18 protein-coding genes, 1 pseudogene and 1 other annotated feature are annotated in these 17,088 nt (G+C 36.7%); of the genes and pseudogenes, 10 read left to right on the top strand and 9 right to left on the bottom strand.

Translation table 11 applies throughout. The annotated features are described in order from the left end of the window. Positions 1 to 4 precede the first annotated feature (4 nt). The 3 genes from tyrS to acsA form a co-directional block, all read right to left on the bottom strand. On the bottom strand, positions 5 to 1,261 hold the full coding sequence (gene tyrS / locus AC3WVZ_RS22155) for a tyrosine--tRNA ligase (RefSeq protein ID WP_000512086.1): 1,257 nt from the start codon (positions 1,259 to 1,261) through the stop codon (positions 5 to 7). Positions 1,262 to 1,331: 70 nt separating this feature from the next. Then, positions 1,332 to 1,561, bottom strand: a binding site (T-box leader). Between the two features lie 176 nt (positions 1,562 to 1,737). Then, complete coding sequence (locus tag AC3WVZ_RS22160) at positions 1,738 to 2,298, bottom strand: maltose acetyltransferase domain-containing protein (RefSeq protein WP_002026426.1); 561 nt, start codon at positions 2,296 to 2,298, stop codon at positions 1,738 to 1,740. 84 nt (positions 2,299 to 2,382) lie between these two features. Continuing rightward, the gene (gene acsA, locus AC3WVZ_RS22165; RefSeq protein WP_000862049.1) at positions 2,383 to 4,101 is read right to left on the bottom strand and encodes an acetate--CoA ligase; all 1,719 of its coding nucleotides are present in this window, start codon (positions 4,099 to 4,101) and stop codon (positions 2,383 to 2,385) included. 176 nt (positions 4,102 to 4,277) lie between these two features. Here acsA and acuA point away from each other — a divergent pair, with 176 nt between their 5' ends. From acuA to AC3WVZ_RS22185, 4 genes are all read left to right on the top strand, one after another. After that, positions 4,278 to 4,910, top strand: a complete 633-nt coding sequence (gene acuA / locus AC3WVZ_RS22170; RefSeq protein ID WP_000581388.1) for an acetoin utilization protein acetyltransferase AcuA — start codon at positions 4,278 to 4,280, stop codon at positions 4,908 to 4,910. A gap of 17 nt (positions 4,911 to 4,927) precedes the next feature. Beyond that, positions 4,928 to 5,572: an acetoin utilization AcuB family protein gene (locus AC3WVZ_RS22175; protein ID WP_000634583.1), complete on the top strand. Its 645-nt coding sequence runs from the start codon at positions 4,928 to 4,930 to the stop codon at positions 5,570 to 5,572. Next, positions 5,569 to 6,735, top strand: a complete 1,167-nt coding sequence (acuC, locus tag AC3WVZ_RS22180) for an acetoin utilization protein AcuC (RefSeq protein ID WP_000092832.1) — start codon at positions 5,569 to 5,571, stop codon at positions 6,733 to 6,735. Before AC3WVZ_RS22175 ends, acuC begins: the two co-directional genes overlap by 4 nt. A 155-nt stretch (positions 6,736 to 6,890) precedes the next feature. Beyond that, positions 6,891 to 7,778 (top strand): alpha/beta fold hydrolase, encoded by an 888-nt coding sequence (locus AC3WVZ_RS22185; RefSeq protein WP_233935408.1) that lies wholly within the window; start codon positions 6,891 to 6,893, stop codon positions 7,776 to 7,778. A 38-nt stretch (positions 7,779 to 7,816) separates the two neighbouring features. On the opposite strand, the pseudogene AC3WVZ_RS22190 reads toward AC3WVZ_RS22185, so the two are convergent. From AC3WVZ_RS22190 to AC3WVZ_RS22205, 4 genes and pseudogenes are all read right to left on the bottom strand, one after another. Beyond that, a pseudogene (locus AC3WVZ_RS22190) lies at positions 7,817 to 8,017 on the bottom strand (hypothetical protein); the annotation flags it as partial. A gap of 117 nt (positions 8,018 to 8,134) precedes the next feature. After that, entirely contained in the window at positions 8,135 to 9,538 is a 1,404-nt protein-coding gene (tnpC, locus tag AC3WVZ_RS22195) for an IS66 family transposase (RefSeq protein WP_233935410.1), read from the bottom strand. 321 nt (positions 9,539 to 9,859) lie between these two features. Beyond that, positions 9,860 to 10,549: a response regulator transcription factor gene (locus AC3WVZ_RS22200; RefSeq protein WP_001986686.1), complete on the bottom strand. Its 690-nt coding sequence runs from the start codon at positions 10,547 to 10,549 to the stop codon at positions 9,860 to 9,862. 1 nt (position 10,550) lies between these two features. Beyond that, the gene (locus tag AC3WVZ_RS22205; RefSeq protein WP_233935412.1) at positions 10,551 to 12,005 is read right to left on the bottom strand and encodes a sensor histidine kinase; all 1,455 of its coding nucleotides are present in this window, start codon (positions 12,003 to 12,005) and stop codon (positions 10,551 to 10,553) included. Positions 12,006 to 12,306: 301 nt separating this feature from the next. Between AC3WVZ_RS22205 and AC3WVZ_RS22210 the strand changes: the two genes are divergently transcribed. From AC3WVZ_RS22210 to mscL, 3 genes are all read left to right on the top strand, one after another. After that, positions 12,307 to 12,987, top strand: a complete 681-nt coding sequence (locus AC3WVZ_RS22210; RefSeq protein WP_065381852.1) for an ankyrin repeat domain-containing protein — start codon at positions 12,307 to 12,309, stop codon at positions 12,985 to 12,987. 79 nt (positions 12,988 to 13,066) lie between these two features. Next, on the top strand, positions 13,067 to 13,993 hold the full coding sequence (locus tag AC3WVZ_RS22215; protein ID WP_001039694.1) for a Gfo/Idh/MocA family protein: 927 nt from the start codon (positions 13,067 to 13,069) through the stop codon (positions 13,991 to 13,993). Positions 13,994 to 14,121: 128 nt separating this feature from the next. Next, entirely contained in the window at positions 14,122 to 14,520 is a 399-nt protein-coding gene (gene mscL / locus AC3WVZ_RS22220; RefSeq protein WP_000267011.1) for a large conductance mechanosensitive channel protein MscL, read from the top strand. Positions 14,521 to 14,569: 49 nt separating this feature from the next. Here the strand turns inward: mscL and AC3WVZ_RS22225 are convergent, their stop codons facing one another. Beyond that, positions 14,570 to 14,842 (bottom strand): DUF3917 domain-containing protein, encoded by a 273-nt coding sequence (locus AC3WVZ_RS22225; RefSeq protein WP_000636589.1) that lies wholly within the window; start codon positions 14,840 to 14,842, stop codon positions 14,570 to 14,572. 152 nt (positions 14,843 to 14,994) lie between these two features. On the opposite strand from AC3WVZ_RS22225, the gene dhp61 reads away from it, so the two are divergent. The 3 genes from dhp61 (at position 14,995) to AC3WVZ_RS22240 (ending at position 15,973) form a co-directional block, all read left to right on the top strand. Further along, complete coding sequence (gene dhp61, locus AC3WVZ_RS22230; protein ID WP_016125924.1) at positions 14,995 to 15,291, top strand: protein Dhp61; 297 nt, start codon at positions 14,995 to 14,997, stop codon at positions 15,289 to 15,291. Between the two features lie 81 nt (positions 15,292 to 15,372). Continuing rightward, positions 15,373 to 15,609 (top strand): DUF3949 domain-containing protein, encoded by a 237-nt coding sequence (locus AC3WVZ_RS22235; protein WP_000637902.1) that lies wholly within the window; start codon positions 15,373 to 15,375, stop codon positions 15,607 to 15,609. Position 15,610: 1 nt separating this feature from the next. Next, a complete protein-coding gene (locus AC3WVZ_RS22240; protein WP_033693599.1) occupies positions 15,611 to 15,973 on the top strand; it encodes a DUF4288 domain-containing protein in 363 nt (120 codons plus the stop codon). Positions 15,974 to 16,007: 34 nt separating this feature from the next. Here the strand turns inward: AC3WVZ_RS22240 and ccpA are convergent, their stop codons facing one another. Further along, positions 16,008 to 17,006: a catabolite control protein A gene (ccpA, locus tag AC3WVZ_RS22245; protein WP_001103297.1), complete on the bottom strand. Its 999-nt coding sequence runs from the start codon at positions 17,004 to 17,006 to the stop codon at positions 16,008 to 16,010. Positions 17,007 to 17,088 lie beyond the last annotated feature (82 nt).

Genomic DNA, 17,088 nt, shown 5'->3' on the forward strand with positions numbered 1-17,088 from the left:
TTTATTAGTAACGAATTAAGAAATATTTCTTCTTACCGCGGCGAATGATTGTGAATTTACCTTCGATGCGGTCGTTTTCTGTTACAACGTAGTCTAATGCTTGTGTACGCTCACCGTTTACGTAGATTGCGCCGTTCGTTACATCTTCACGTGCTTGACGTTTTGATGGAGAGATTTTGCTTTCTACAAGTAAGTCGATTAATACTGTATCTTCTGCAGTACGTTCTACAGATGGTACGTCTTTGAATCCTTGTTCGATTTCGCTTGCAGTTAGTTCTGCTACAGAACCGCTGAATAATGCAGCTGAAATTTTAATCGCTTGTTCTAATGCTTCTTCGCCGTGAACAAGTTTTGTCATTTCTGCACCTAATGCTTTTTGTGCTGCACGTTTTTCTGGCGCTTCAGCTACTTGCTTTTCAAGCTCAAGAATTTCTTCATGAGATAAGAATGTGAAGTATTTTAAGTATTTAACAACATCACGGTCATCTGTGTTAATCCAGAATTGGTAGAATTCATAAGGAGTTGTTTTCTCTGGGTCTAACCAAATTGCGCCGCCTTCTGTTTTACCAAACTTCGTACCGTCAGATTTAGTAACAAGTGGAATTGTTAAACCGAATGCTTTCGCATCTTCTTCTGATTTACGGATTAATTCAAGACCAGCTGTAATGTTACCCCATTGGTCACTACCACCGATTTGTAGACGGCAATTATGTTGTTGGTATAAGTTTAAGAAGTCGTATGATTGTAAAATCATGTAACTGAACTCAGTGAATGAAATACCAGTTTCTAAACGAGATGCTACTGTATCTTTTGCTAACATATAGTTTAAACCGAAGTTTTTACCGATATCGCGTAAGAATGAAATTACATCTAAGCTACCAAGCCAGTCGTAGTTGTTAGCCATCGTTGCTGGGTTGTCCACGTTTTCAAACTCTAAGAAGTTTGAAAGTTGGTTTTTAATGCTTTCTGTGTAGTAAGCAACTGTATCTTTCGTATTTAATGTACGCTCTGCTTTTTTACCACTTGGATCACCGATCATACCAGTACCACCGCCAACAAGTGCGATTGGTTGGTGACCAGCTAATTGGAAACGACGTAACATTAATACTGGTAACATATGACCAATGTGTAAGCTATCTGCTGTCGGGTCGAAACCACAGTATAATTTAACGCTTTCTTTTTCTAATAATTGCTCAAGGCCCTCAGCATCTGTTTGCTGATTAATTAGACCGCGAAATTCAAGATCTTGTAAAATACCCATATCCTACATACTCTCCTTTAAGTTCATTACTGGCGTGAAGGTTGAAAACATAAAAAAATCGCCCCTTCAAATAAGGGACGATTTTGATTATCGCGTTACCACCCTAGTTGCAAGCAAAAAAAAGCCTACCACCTTATTTACATAACGGCTTAGCACCGTCTTTTCCCTTTTGAATACAATTCAATCGAAAAAAGATGCTCTAGGGGCGTAATTCGCGATCATCTATGTGCTGATTTTCACCGGCCATCAGCTCTCTAAAACAGGGAAATGATCACTACTTCTCCCTTTCCACGCTCAATTATTCATATACTTTTCTTTATACCATCATTTATATAGGCGTGTCAAATAGAGGTCAGGTTTCCCTTCTTGTCAATCCTTTACAACGTCGCAAGAAGTAATTTATTAGACATATAAAAGCCTCCCTCATCTATTCTTTTATAACTGTATACAGACGAGGAAGGCACTTCGTTCAAATATTATTTTAGTTTTTTTATAATCTTTGCAGGATTCCCGCCAACTACTACATTATTAGGCACATCTTTCGTTACGACAGCACCAGATGCGATCACCGCATTGTCTCCAATTGTTACACCTGGATTAATAATTGCTCTTCCGCCAATCCATACGTTATCGCCAATTGTAACTGGTTTTCCGTATTCTGATCCGCTTATACGCTCTACTGGATCAAGCGGGTGCGTTGCTGTATAAATGTGAACACCTGGAGCTAACATACAGTTCACTCCGATTGTTACCGGGCATACGTCTAAAATCGTACAGTCAAAGTTCGCGTAAAAATTTTCACCGACATGAATGTTATAGCCGTAATCACATCTAAAAGAAGATTCAAGATGAATATTATCTCCTGTCGTTCCAAATAATTCTTTTACGATTTCGCTACGCTCTTTCAATTGTTCTTCTGGCGTATCATTTAATTTTCTCGTTAATATACGTGCTTGCTCTCTTTCTTGTACTAAAACTGGATCAGCCGGTATGTACATTTCTCCTAGTATCATCTTTTCCTTTTCTGTTTTCATCATACTATCCCCTTTAACTTATATATACAAGTTCATGATATCATAAAAAAGAAAGGCCTGAACATTTTTCGTTCAGACCTTTCCCTCTTAATCTTCCATCGTTGATAAGTCACCTGTTGGTAAATTCAGCTCCCACGCTTTTAATACGCGGCGCATAATTTTACCACTTCTCGTTTTCGGTAATTTATCTCTAAATTCAATTTGTCGTGGCGCTGCATGAGCTGCTAGGCCTTTCTTTACAAATTGACGAATTTCTTCTTTTAATTCATCAGATGGTTCGTATCCTGCTCGAAGTGCGATAAATGCTTTAATAATTTCGCCGCGCACCGGATCAGGAATACCAATTACACCAGCTTCTGCAACAGCAGCATGCTCGATTAATTTACTTTCTACTTCAAACGGACCAACGCGCTCACCTGACGTCATAATTACATCGTCGATACGTCCTTGGAACCAGAAGTATCCATCTTCATCCATATAGGCAGAGTCACCTGATACGTACCAATCTCCCGGCATGAAATAAGATTCATATTTTTGCTGGTTATTCCAGATCCCGCGCATCATAGATGGCCAACCTTTCGCAATTGCTAAGTTACCCATTGTGTAAGGAGGCACTTCATTTCCTTCATTATCAACAATCGCTGCTTTCACACCTGGAATTGGTTTACCCATTGAACCTGGACGGATTTCCATACAAGGGTAGTTACAAATTACTTGTCCACCTGTTTCTGTCATCCACCACGTATCATGAATACGAAGTCCAAATGCATTCATACCCCAGCGAATTACTTCTGGATTTAACGGCTCACCAACGCTTAATACGTGACGAACTTGTGATAAGTCATATTTTTTAATTGCGTCTTGTCCAGCTCCCATTAACATACGGAATGCTGTTGGTGCGCTGTACCAAACCGTCACACCGTAATCTTGCAGTGCTTCATACCAAGCTTCCGGACTAAAGCGTCCACCTAAAATAACATTTGACGCTCCAACTAACCACGGTGCGAAAATACCGTAAGCTGTTCCAGTTACCCAGCCCGGGTCAGCAGTACACCAATATACATCGTCTTCTTTTAAATCTAATACCCACTTCGCCGTTTGATAGTGCTGAACCATTGCGTTTTGCGCATGAAGCACACCTTTTGGCTTACCAGTAGAACCAGACGTGTAATGTAGAATCAAACCGTCTTCACGGCCTAACCATTCAATATGTAATTCTTTTGAAGCTTGTTCAAATAACGGATTGAACGCTACCGTTTTACCGCCTTCTTCTACATTATCTCCAACAAGGAAAACTGTTTTTAAAGCCGGTAAATCATTTAATGGTACGCGCTCTAATAATTCAGGCGTTGTAATTAACACCTTTGCTTCGCTATCTTCTAAGCGATCGCGAACTGCGCCTTCCATAAATGCTTCAAATAGCGGTCCAACAATTGCTCCTAATTTCACTGCACCTAAAAGTGCGAAATATAACTCTGGAGAACGTGGCATAAAAATAAAAACGCGATCGCCTTTTTCTACATCGCCATAATTCTTAAGGACGTTTCCTGCTTTATTAGAAAAATCCTTCATTTCCTTAAATGTATATTTCTCTTTTCGCGATCCATCTTGATAATAAAGAGCTACTTTATTCTTTCGATCGGATTTCGCATGCTTATCAATTGCCTCATACGCCATATTTACTCGGCCTGTTTCATTCCAAGTAAAGTTTTTATTAACCTCTTCCCAGTTAAAATTCGCGTATGCCTCATCATAATTCGGCAAATTATTTTCTCCTTTAATGACAGGAAGCGTTTCTACTTTCATACTTTACATCCCCCTCCTATGTATTCTATTATCTATTATAATGACATTATTTAAAATTTTCAGTATATTTGTTGATTTTTAGACAAATTTTTAATGACAAATTTCGATTCACATCGCATATATTATAAAGTACGATATTAATAGATTCACAAACCCTCAAGGTGGTGAGCAATACATTGATTCATAAAAAAATATATAATGCTAGAAACTTAAAAACAGCGAAAGGCACTTTAATTATTGAAGGTCCTGTCTCTACACATAACTTAGAAATGTATGAGTTTCATCCAGACTTAATTGCGTTTCGTCCTGCCGAGCAACAATATAAAGCAATTGTCGAAATTTCTAAATTACCAGAAGCTCGTCTCATTATTGCTAGACATGACCAAACAATTGTTGGATATGTTACATACTTGTATCCTGATCCACTTGAACGATGGTCAGAAGGAAAAATGGAAAACTTAATTGAGCTTGGGGCAATTGAAGTAGTCCCAGCCTTCCGCGGGAGTTCTGTCGGAAAGAACTTACTAGAGGTTTCTATGATGGACGATTATATGGAAGATTACATTATATTGACGACTGAATATTATTGGCACTGGGATTTGAAACAAACAGGATTGAATGTGTGGGAATACCGAAAAGTAATGGAGAAGATGATGAATGCTGGCGGGTTACAATGGATGGCTACAGACGATCCTGAAATTTGTTCACATCCTGCCAACTGTTTAATGGTCCGCATCGGTAAACGCGTTGATACGGATTCTATTCAAGCTTTTGATCGTCTACGTTTTCACAATCGTTTTATGTATTAATAAAGGGGGCAACTGGAATGATTGTAGAAGAAATTATGAATCAAAATGTAGTTACATTACATCCAAACGATACAATCGAAACAGCAATCCGAACGATACGCACGAAAGGCATTCGGCACATTCCAATTGTCGATCAAAATAATCACGTCGTAGGCATTATTTCTGATCGGGATGTAAGGGATGCAAGTCCGTCTATTCTAGATGAACAAGTTTCACTCGATATGCTACAGCAACCGCTCGAACTTATTATGAAACATCCTGTTATGACTTGCCATCCTCTCGATTTCGTTGAGGAAATTGCTACTTTATTTTTTGAAAATAAAATTGGCTGTCTTCCTGTTACAAAGGCCGGGAAGTTAGTTGGAATCATTTCTGAATCTACAGTATTACACACGTTAGTAAAATTAACAGGAGCACATCAACCAAGTTCGCAAATTGAAATTCAAGTAAAAAACGAACCTGGTATTCTTGGAAAAGTCGTTGCTATTTTTAGTGATTTACAAATAAATATCGTGAGCGTTCTCGTCTATCCAGCAAAAGATGAGAATGATAAAGTACTCGTTTTCCGCATTCAAACGATGAATCCTCTAAAAGTGATTGATGCACTTGAAGCAGAAGGCTACCGCGTATTATGGCCAAACATCATGGGGATGCAGGCATGAGTAGCGCGTTTATTTATTCGGATGACTTCCGGGGCTATTCATTTAGCCCTGATCATCCTTTTAACCAACTGCGCGTCACACTTACGTATGATTTATTACAAAAGGGCGGTTTCATCTCTCCCTCTCAAATCATCTCACCACGGACGGCTACAGATGAAGAAATCGCCTACGTTCATACAGAGGAGTACATAAATGCGGTAAAACGTGCTGGAGAAGGAAAGTTAGAAAAATCAATTGCAATGACATATGGACTCGGAACAGAAGATACACCGATGTTCCCAAATATGCACGAAGCAAGCGCATTGCTCGTTGGTGGTACATTAACAGCTGTCGATGCTGTTCTTTCCGGAAAAGTAAAACACGCACTTAATTTGGGCGGCGGCTTACATCACGGCTTTCGCGGCAAAGCATCTGGCTTTTGTATTTATAACGACAGTTCTATCGCAATGAAATATATTCAAAAGAAATACGGTTTACGCGTCTTATATATTGATACAGATGCTCATCACGGTGATGGCGTACAGTGGTCGTTTTATGATGACCCTAACGTATGCACCATTTCACTACATGAAACTGGTCGCTATTTATTTCCTGGAACTGGCGCTGTAAATGAACGCGGACAAGGTAATGGCTATAGTTATTCTTTTAACGTTCCACTCGATGCTTTTACAGAAGATGAATCGTTCTTAAAATCATATCGAACTGTTGTAAAAGAAGTTGCAGCGTACTTTAAACCGGATATTATTTTAACGCAAAATGGTGCTGACGCACATTATTATGACCCACTTACGCATCTTTGTGCGACAATGAATATTTACCGCGAAATACCGAAGCTCGCTCGTGAAATTGCTAATGAATATTGCGACGGTCGCTGGATCGCTGTCGGTGGCGGTGGCTATGATCACTGGCGCGTCGTTCCAAGAGCTTGGGCACTCATTTGGCTCGAAATGAACAACATCCAAAACATCTCAGGTTATCTCCCTCCAGAATGGATTGAAGCTTGGAAAGGACAAGCAGAAACAGAACTTCCCCTCACATGGGAAGATCCAGACAACATGTATAAACCTATCCCCCGTAAACCAGAAATTGAAGAAAAAAACGCATTAACTGTAGCGAAATCCCTTGAAATTATTCGGAATAATATGACAAAATCTTTATACTAAACGAAAAGGAGGCTCGTTTTTGAATAGCCTCCTTTTATTTAAAGCTTGCTATTATTGTCGTTTTCTGTCGGTAAGTCGATATATTTTAATAATCGCTAATGTATTTCGAGATGCGCCGATATATTTTCATTTCATAACAGCCTGGCCCAACTTTTATGAGAAAAGGTAGTGATATTATGTGGAAACGACAAATGATCCACACGAAACGTGGTACATTTGAACTCTTTACAAAAGGAGATGGCGAATCGCTTTGTATTACACATCACTATTCACAATTTAATGAAACTGGTGATTCCTTTGCGGATGTTTTTACTGCTACGCATCGTGTATTTCTCATTAATTTACGAGACGCTGGTAACTCGTTAAAAGCCAATTCAGAAAAAGAATTAAGCATGATTGAAACAATCCACGACTTGGAAGCCATACGAGAAGCATTACAACTTCCAACATGGCATTTCGCTGGCCATTCAACAGGTGGTATGCTTGGACTTTTATATGCAATTACATATCCACATTCCTTACAATCATTAGTCGTAGCAGGAGCTGCAGCAAGTAACTATACCGAAACACCATTCTGCATTTATCACCCAGCACATCCACAGTTTCATTATATGCAAAAACTCATCGAAAACTTAAAAAGCCCTCACCTTACAAATGAAGAACGGAAAGAACTATCTACTAAGAGAACAAAATTATCATTGTATAAACCAGAAAACTACAACTCTTATTTTTGTAAACCAATCAATAAAACAATGTCCATTAGCCGGATGAATGCTTTCGCCAATGAATATCCTTCATTTGATTTAAGAGAGAATTTACCTTCCATCCAAACAAAGACACTTATTATATGCGGAAGATATGATGTACAGTGCCCAATTCAATATTCTATCGAGATACATGATGGGATACGTAATTCTATCTTCATTCCATTCGAAAACAGCAACCATTATCCTTTTTTAGAAGAAGCTGCTCAGTTTACTTCTACTACTCAAACATTTTATAAATCGTTATTACCATTATTATTAAGAAAACCTAAACACTGACAAAAAGCTCATAGCCTCTATACGACTATGAGCTTTTTTCAAATGAAATATTTCACACTAAAAACAACTAAAAAAACAAAAGAAATAACAACTAAACCCACATCAAGTAATACCGACTTTTTATCTCTATCTTTTAAACTTACCTTAGAGCTAGAAATGCTTTTAATTACCCAAAAGATCGCAAAAAAGAACCAATCGAAATGATCATTCGTAGAATCTTCATCATAAAACATTTGTAGTAACTACTCAGCTTAGTTAGGAAAAAGGGCATACCAAATACATGTTTTCCATTCGAAAACATGAAAAAGAAAATACTTCAATAAGAAAAAGAATCTAGATCAAATAGAGAAATTCTCTTATAAAGTCATGCGATTCCAAGGAATCGTTCCGGTTTCTATAACCTGGCCTATCGCTTGTAAGACAGATTGTTTTTGTTTTTTCATGGTACTCATAAAGCTTCGTATCTGACAAAAAGATTCTGCGCCTTTTTTACTTCGGAAAGTTCCAGACACTTTCTGTTTTACTTTCGTCATTCGGATATCCCGTTCCGCTTGATTGTTATCAAATGGAATGTCTGGATGTTCTAAGAATGCTAAAATTCTGTCAGCATATTTGACGAAGCGATTCCATAAATTTTGAGCAGGCGTCTGCTTTCTTTTCTTTTTTAATTCTGCAGAAAAGACTGGTTGTTCTTTCAATATGGATTGATAAACGATAAATAGATTCTGTTGCTCCGATTTTGGCAGACTTCCTTTGTATTGCTTTTTCAGCGTGAAAGCCTGCGTTAGAAATTTCTGCATCTGTTGTGCCCATTTTTGTCCGGTACTATCTATAATTCCTTGCAAATCTCGCAAGAGATGGGCATTACATAATACATGACGACAATCTGTATACGCATCATACGATTTCCAACCATCATGCATTGCAATTCCAGAAAAAGACGGTAAAATTTCTCCCGCATTCATTGCTTCCTTTCCGCGTTTTTGATGAATATGTTGCAATGTCACCTCCGGTGTACTAGCAGTATGTAACCATTGTGTTTTATTTTCTACTCGCATACCGGTTTCATCAAAATGGACAACAGGAGACTGAAGAATCTTGTCTTTTACTTCTTGGAGAAAGGGCTGTAATTGAGCCGAAAAACTGTTTGTATGATTTATCAAAGTTCCTTCACTAATCGAATGTCCAAAACAATCTTGAAAGAATTCTTTTGTGCGTTTCAAAGAAAGACACTGATAATGTGTTAAATAAGGAACCAGTCTTTTTATATTTGGACCATATTGGACAGGACGAGAGACGGTAGAAGGAAACAGGGCTCCTTGGATGGCATGGCAATGTGGGCATTCTTTTTGTGACACTTTATGTTCCGTCACTTCTATCTGGATAGGTGGTAAATCATACACTTGGCGAATGCGGTATCCTTTTACAGGTTCTTGGTGTAAGGACGTGTTACAACAAGTACAATATGTAGGAGAATACGTAATTGTATGGTCTGGAGTCGCTGTCAAACCAAGAGTATGTCCTTTGTGGCCCAACTGGCCACCAGTTTGACGATGAGACGATTTGCGTAAACTTTTTGTAACAGGCTTACGCAAACCATCTGTAGAAGGTGGTTTATGACTATTTGTAGAGTTTTTTTTTGAAGCATTTTCTAGTTCGAGTATCCGTTTTTCTAACTTAGAAAATGTTTCTTCAAATAAAGAAATAACAGCTTCAGGTCCTTTTTTATATGCATCTAAAATGATTTTTCGATCGACCATCCTATTCACCTCCCTCGTTTGATATACTCAGTATTTACAAATAGGAGGCATATGAAACTAGTAAAATTTAAAAAAACACCAAAAGGTAGCTGAGTAGTTACCATTTGTATTGCACCAATAATCAATAAGATAAGTACGATATTAGTTCCAATCTTTAAAGTCTTATTTGATTTATTATCTTTTAATATATCCCCCAACATATAGCTCGCTCCCTATGCTCTCCTCTGTTTTGTTTCTCTTTACATTTTAACACAAATTACCTATTTCTTCCTTTTCATTCGAATAACATACAAAAAACCTGCCAATTACTCGGCAGGTATATTACACGTTAAAACGATAACCAGCTCCCCATACTGTTTCAATATATTGCGGGTGAGCAGGATCTCTTTCAATTTTTTCACGTAGTTTTCTAATGTGAACAACAACAGTAGCTAAATCACCAGCTGAGTCTAGTCCCCAAATGCGTTCAAATAACTGTTCTTTATTTAATACTTGGTTTGGATGTGTTACAAAGAATGTTAATAAATCAAATTCCTTCGTTGTAAATGCCACTTCTTCATTGTTTATAAAAACTTTTCTCGCTCGTTGATCGATAGAAATTCCGTGAATATATAACGTATCACGTTGCTTACTTACATTTCCTAATAATCTTTCATAACGGGCAATATGCGCTTTTACTCTTGCGACTAATTCACTCGGACTAAACGGTTTCGTTATATAATCATCCGCTCCTAATCCGAGTCCGCGAATTTTATCTATATCTTCTTTTTTTGCTGAAACAAGTAGAATCGGAATATCTTTTACAGCACGTATTTGTTTACAAATTTCGAATCCGTTCATTTTCGGAAGCATAATATCTAAAATAATTAAATCATAGTCTTCTTGCAAGGCTGTTTGTAAACCTATTTCTCCTGAATGCTCTACATCAACTTGGAAATCATTAATTTCTAAATAATCTCGCTGTAATTCTGCAATACTTACTTCATCTTCTATTAGTAAAATTCTTTTCAATTTACTCACCACATTCCTCTACTTTTTCCAATGAGAAGAAAATGCTTGTGCCTTTACCAAGCTCGCTTTCCGCCCAAATTTTCCCGCCATGTTCTTCAACAATTTGCTTCGCTATTGCTAAACCAAGTCCACTTCCACCTGTGCTAGAATTCCGCGATTGTTCTGCACGATAAAAACGTTCAAAGATATAAGGTAGCGTATCAGATTCTATACCTGATCCATTGTCCATCACTTTCACAATAACTTTATTATTATTACTCGATACTGTTACAGTAATTTTCTTCTCTTCTTTATCCATGTATTTCACACTATTATGAATTAAATTTGATATAGCTCTATTTATCTTTTCGCAATCAGCCGTTACATATAGTGGTGATGTATGTAATTGCAAGTTAACTTCTATACCTTCTTTACTTAAATCCATTTGCATCTCTTCGATTAACTCTTGCATAAACGTATTCAATTCAACCGTTTCAAACTGAAAGGGAACTCGATTCAAATCGAGCTTTGAGAATAAAAATAATTCATCAATAAGTGTATCCATATGTCTTGCTTTCGTATGGATAGTTGTTAAATACTTATCCATTTTTTCTGGCGTATTTGCTACTCCGTCCTTTATTCCTTCTACATATCCGATAATTGATGTAATCGGTGTTTTTAAATCATGAGAGATGTTTGAAATAAGCTCTTTTCGATTTTCTTCATACTGCGTTTGCATCTCTATCGATTCTTTTAATCTCTTCCTCATTTCCTCAAATCCTTGATTTAATTGCCCTATTTCATCGTGTGATGTAACTGGTATTTGAAAATCTAAATTTCCTTCTTTAATTTTCTCCGTTGCGCCTTTCAATACAAAAATTGGTTTTATTACACTTCTTGAAACGAGGTAACTTAATAATCCAATGAGTAAAATGGCTAGTAGTAAGAGCGCTACGAATAAGATTGGAAATAATTTTTGTGTAAGATCTACAAATGAACTTTGCTTTTTTAATACAAATATACTTCCCTCTTCTTCCTGAGGAAAATAAAAATCAAACTTTACATATCGATAAAATGTATCGCCTAGTTCCGTTGTACCACGACTATTAATATTTGCTGATTCAAATTTCGGAAGGGCTTCTTTTAAAGATACACTTTCAAATACGTTTGAAGCATATGAAAGTGTTTCTCCTTTTCTTACTACTATTTTCACACCCTCTTTTTCTATTGCTGAGACAAACGACTCATCTAACAATTGAGATTGATGCTGTTTAGCTGCTGACTTCAACTCAAGATAGGCATTCTCTTCTTCTGGTGTAAGCGGCTTTTGAATGTAAGAACTTTTATAGAAATTTTTCACTGCTTCCAAGTCACCTGTTATCGAAAAAACGATTAAAAATCCCGCGACTAATATAAGCGTAATGGAAACGAGGATAACAGCAATATAAGAAAATAAAAACCTTGTTTTAATAGACATATCTTAAATCCTCACTTTACCCCGCATTAACGGGCAGTAAAATCCCGACCTCAAAATTCAGAGAAAGCAAAGAAGTTAAGTGGGGGATCAACTGCCCATAAAAGCCCGATTGGTTCAACTAATAATCAGTGGGGGATGAACAAAACCCCCACTGATTAAAGTTTCACTTTATCAAACCTTATTATTTATAAGCATAAAAATATATGTTCAATTACTCAAGCGATTTTATAGTAATTTTAGCGTCAGTTTATAAAAATTTAATGTTCCTATTTTACAGTTGAAATTAGGAGGTTGAAATTCCATGTTCAAAAAAACATTCAATATGATATGTTGCGTAATTTTTTTACAAGGATGCTCGCAAGAACAAGAAGTAAAAAAGGAGATGACAAACATGGAGACTGCACTACTAGCAGCTACTGAAAAAAATGAAACGAATACTGTTATATCTTTACTAAAACAAGGCGCAAATATAAATGCGACGGATAGTCAAGGACGCACTCCGCTTATGATTGCTACATACAAAAATGATGTAAAAACCGCAAAGGCGCTTATCAAAGCCGGTGCTGACGTAAATATTCAAGATGACATGAAAAATAATCCCTTTCTATACGCCGGTGCGGAAGGTTACTTAGACATTTTAAAACTAACAATTGATGCTGGTGCAGATCCTACGATTACAAATCGTTACGGCGGAACAGCTCTTATCCCAGCTTCAGAACATGGCTATATTGACGTCATAAAAGAACTCCTCACTCGAACAAATATTGATGTAAATCATGTAAATAACCTGGGATGGACAGCTTTAATGGAAGCCATCGTACTAAGTAACGGAAACGAAACACAGCAACAAGTCATTCGCCTTCTTATTGAGCACGGTGCAGATGTAAATATTCCAGACAATGATGGTGTTACCCCGCTAGAGCATGCTCGCGCTCATCACTTTGAGGAGATAGAGAAGATTTTGTTAGAAGGCCGTAAGTAAAAAGCTAATTTTTGCCTTCCTCCCCCACCCTATGCTACATTTAAGCCGTTACATTAATATTAATAGGGTGGGAATAAACATGAACAAACCTAAAATTGGGATGATTGGACTTGGAAGTATTGCGCAAAAGGCCTATCTTCCAACACTTACAAAAGAAACTGATTGGAATTTTGTAGGGGCGTTTACACCTAACGCAGAGAAAAGAAAACAAGTTTGCCAGCAATACCGAATTCAAGACTTTCATTCTATTGAAATGTTAGCTTCGGAATGCGATGCAATCTTCGTTCATAGTTCAACTGCATCGCATTATGAAATCGTTTCTGAACTTCTAAAAAAAGGGATCGACGTTTATGTTGATAAACCGCTAGCAGCTACAGTGGAACAAGCTGAGCAACTAGTCGAGTTAAGCGAGAAGTATAACCGAAAATTAATGGTCGGATTTAATCGCAGATTCGTTCCTATGTATGTCGCTGCCAAAGAACAGGCTAATGATATTTCATGGATTCGAATTGAAAAGCATCGTACAAATAAAGTCGGGCCATATACGTACGACTTCACTATGTTAGATGATTATTTACACATTGTAGATACCGCTCGCTGGTTAGCTAATGATGACCTTAACGCCGTTCACAATATGATGCAAATCAATGAAAAGAATGAACTTCTTTACGGACATCATACATATACAACTCCAAGTGGACTGTTACTTTCTACTGCAATGCATCGCCATGCCGGTACAAATTTAGAACAAATTGAACTTGTAACGCCAGGGAAAATCATTCGCGTAAAAAATATGAATACATTTGAAATTGAACAGGAAAACTCAGTTTCACAAAGTGGTTCCCCATCATGGGATACGACGTTAAAACAACGTGGTTTTGAAGATGCTGTTCATCATTTTATTAAGTGTGTACAAGGCGATACAAAGCCTGTTGTAGATGGATTAGAAGGATTAAAAACGCAACAAATGCTACAATCTTTACTAGATGATGTAAACAAAAATTAAAACGGATACATTTTTCAGAATTTACTTTCATTCCCATTCCCTCTTTATTTCTCTCGTAAATTTCTATAGAATATGTTGATAGGAATTATAAATTTCATAATGAATCGTGGAAAGGATGGGATTAACACATGTGGAACGAGTTTAAAAAATTCGCTTTCAAAGGGAATGTCGTTGATTTAGCTGTCGGGGTTGTAATCGGTGCTGCATTCGGTAAAATCGTTAGTTCTTTAGTAAAAGATATCATCACACCATTACTTGGTATGGTATTAGGTGGCGTTGACTTTACAAGTTTACACTTTGGATACGGTAAATCTGCTGTTATGTATGGTAACTTCATCCAAACAATTTTTGACTTCTTAATTATCGCAGCTTCTATCTTTATGTTTGTTAAAGTTTTCAACAAACTAACATCTAAAAAAGAAGAAGAAAAAGAGGAAGAAATTCCAGAACCAACAAAAGAAGAAGAACTTCTTGGCGAAATTCGCGACTTACTAAAACAGCAAAACTCTTCTAAAGATAGAGCATAATTGAACGGATAAAAAGGCATGTCCCCTCGGGACATGCCTTTTCTATATGCTATAACGTTTCCGAATTCATATGAATAAATAAAATAATACCAGCAACCATAAGTACCATAATGCTACCTGCAAATAGTGTAATACCAATAAACATTAAACTTGTGCTCATATCTACTGATACACTTTCAATAAAAATAGAAATTACATACGTGATAAGGGCAATTCCTGCAAGAATACTTCCTGGAACAAATCGCTTTAAACCATTTTGTTTTAACGTCATATATGCAAAAATAGCAGTCATACAAAGCGTAATTATCCAAAGAACGATCATCTCTTTTCCCCCCTCACAAGCCTTTTCTTTCTATTATACATGACATTGCCCTATAATAGTTAAATTTGCACTTATGTGACATATAACAAGGAATAGCCCCATCTATAGCGAAGGCATTATAACATACACTTATACAATAAGGAGGCTTTCATTTGGAATATACTACTACATATAAATTAGAGCTATCCGAACGATTCGATTATGTTACGATTGACTTAGACAAACAGTTTTTTTACATCGAAGTTGTAAATTTACAAAGTAATATAACTGTACTAAAAATATCAATTAACTTACAAAAAGACGAAACGATGGTAGAGGGAAATATAATTCATTATGATACTTTTCACGTAGATGCATTATTACAAGGATTGAAATATGTTGCTCGAACATGTATTAATCACAATTTAAAAAACCAAAAGGAACTGTTTGCATTTTTAGAAGAAAATTAGCTCCAACAAAAAAATGGTTATTTTTTCTTTTTATTGATATAATTGTTATATAGAAATATTCTTTATAAGGGAGTGTTCATAATGATTTGGATTTCACTAATCGTATTAGCTTATTTTATCATTCTCGTCCCAATACAGTACAACTACATTAAAATGCTCAAAGAAAAACAGAAAAAAATGAGTGTCTCACAAAACGAACTATATGACAACATGTCTTATGAAGAATCCCAAGTACATTACCATTATCAAAGTAACGTATTTACAATACCTGCTTCGCTTGTCGCAAGTATTATTTATAAAGTGAAACATGCAGCATAATCTGTACGCTGTAAAATTATTATTTGAGTCTGTTCATTCTGGTGAGACTGATTCTACGAAAATTGATGAGTATTATGAAGAGAATCACGATACACTTTTTGAAGAAAGTATTATTCTTGTTAAAGCAAACAGTTTGGAAAAAGCTCATGCACTAGGCGAACAAATCGCTATACAGTCTGAGCATACGTACGATAATAAGTACGGCCAGCAAATAACATGGACGTTTCGAAAACTATTGCATGTGTTTGAATTAGACGATACCCCATTTGAAACCGGAAAAGAATTGTATGCAAGATTTTTACACGTTAAGAAAGACGAAATGGTAAATGCAGTCGTACAAAAATACTATCCTGAATACGAATAAAAGCTCACAGCAATCGCTGTGAGCTTTTTTATACTTACTTCGTTGAATCTCTAAATTGGATACGGTGAGGTAAGATAACAGTGTGATCTTCCACTTTTTCTTTGTTCATATACTTTGTTAATAGACGCATTGCTACTGCACCGATATCATACATCGGTTGAACAACTGTTGAAAGCTGCGGACGAACCATTAATGCAAGGCGTGTATTATCGAAACCAAGTACTTCTACGTCAGTTGGTACGTTTAATCCAGCGTCTTGTGCTGCATGGATTACACCTAGTGCCATTTCATCAGAAGATACGAAGATTGCTGTTGGCTTTTCATCATTGCTCCAAAGCTTTTCGAATGCTTCGATACCTGAGTCATATGTGTAATCTCCATCGATTACAAGATTTTCATCATATGAAATACCTGCTTCTTCTAAAGCTTTTTTATAACCTTGTAACTTCTTCGCGCTTCCCGCTTTATCAATGAAAGGACCAGAGACGAAACCGATACGTTTATGTCCTTGCTCGATAAAGTGCTTCATTGCATCATAAGCTGCTTGTGTATAATCAATATTTACTGATGGCGTTTCATTTTGCTCATCAAATGATGCTGCTAATACAATTGGTACTGGAGATTTTTTAAATTCTTCAATGTGAATATCTGTAATATCTTCACCCATGAAAACAATTCCGTCCACTTGTTTTCCAAGCATCGTATTTAATAAATGGAACTCTTTCTCTTTGTTTTGGTCAGAGTTACTTAAAATGATGTTATATTTGTACATTGTTGCGATATCTTCAATTCCACGAGCTAGTTCTGCATAAAACGTATTTGAGATATCAGGAATAATAACACCTACTGTAGTTGTCTTCTTACTTGCTAGTCCACGTGCTACCGCATTTGGGCGGTATCCTAAACGATCAATTGCTTCTAATACTTTCTTTCTTGTTGTAGGCTTTACATTTGGGTTACCGTTCACAACGCGTGATACGGTAGCCATTGAAACGTTCGCTTCACGCGCTACATCATATATTGTTACGTTCATCTCATCGCACACTCCTTCTATTTTTGTTATCTATTTTTATGTATCGGTTACTTGAATGAAAAAAAGACATCAACTCTATTTG

Source organism: Bacillus sp. CPT56D-587-MTF, assembly GCF_058792335.1.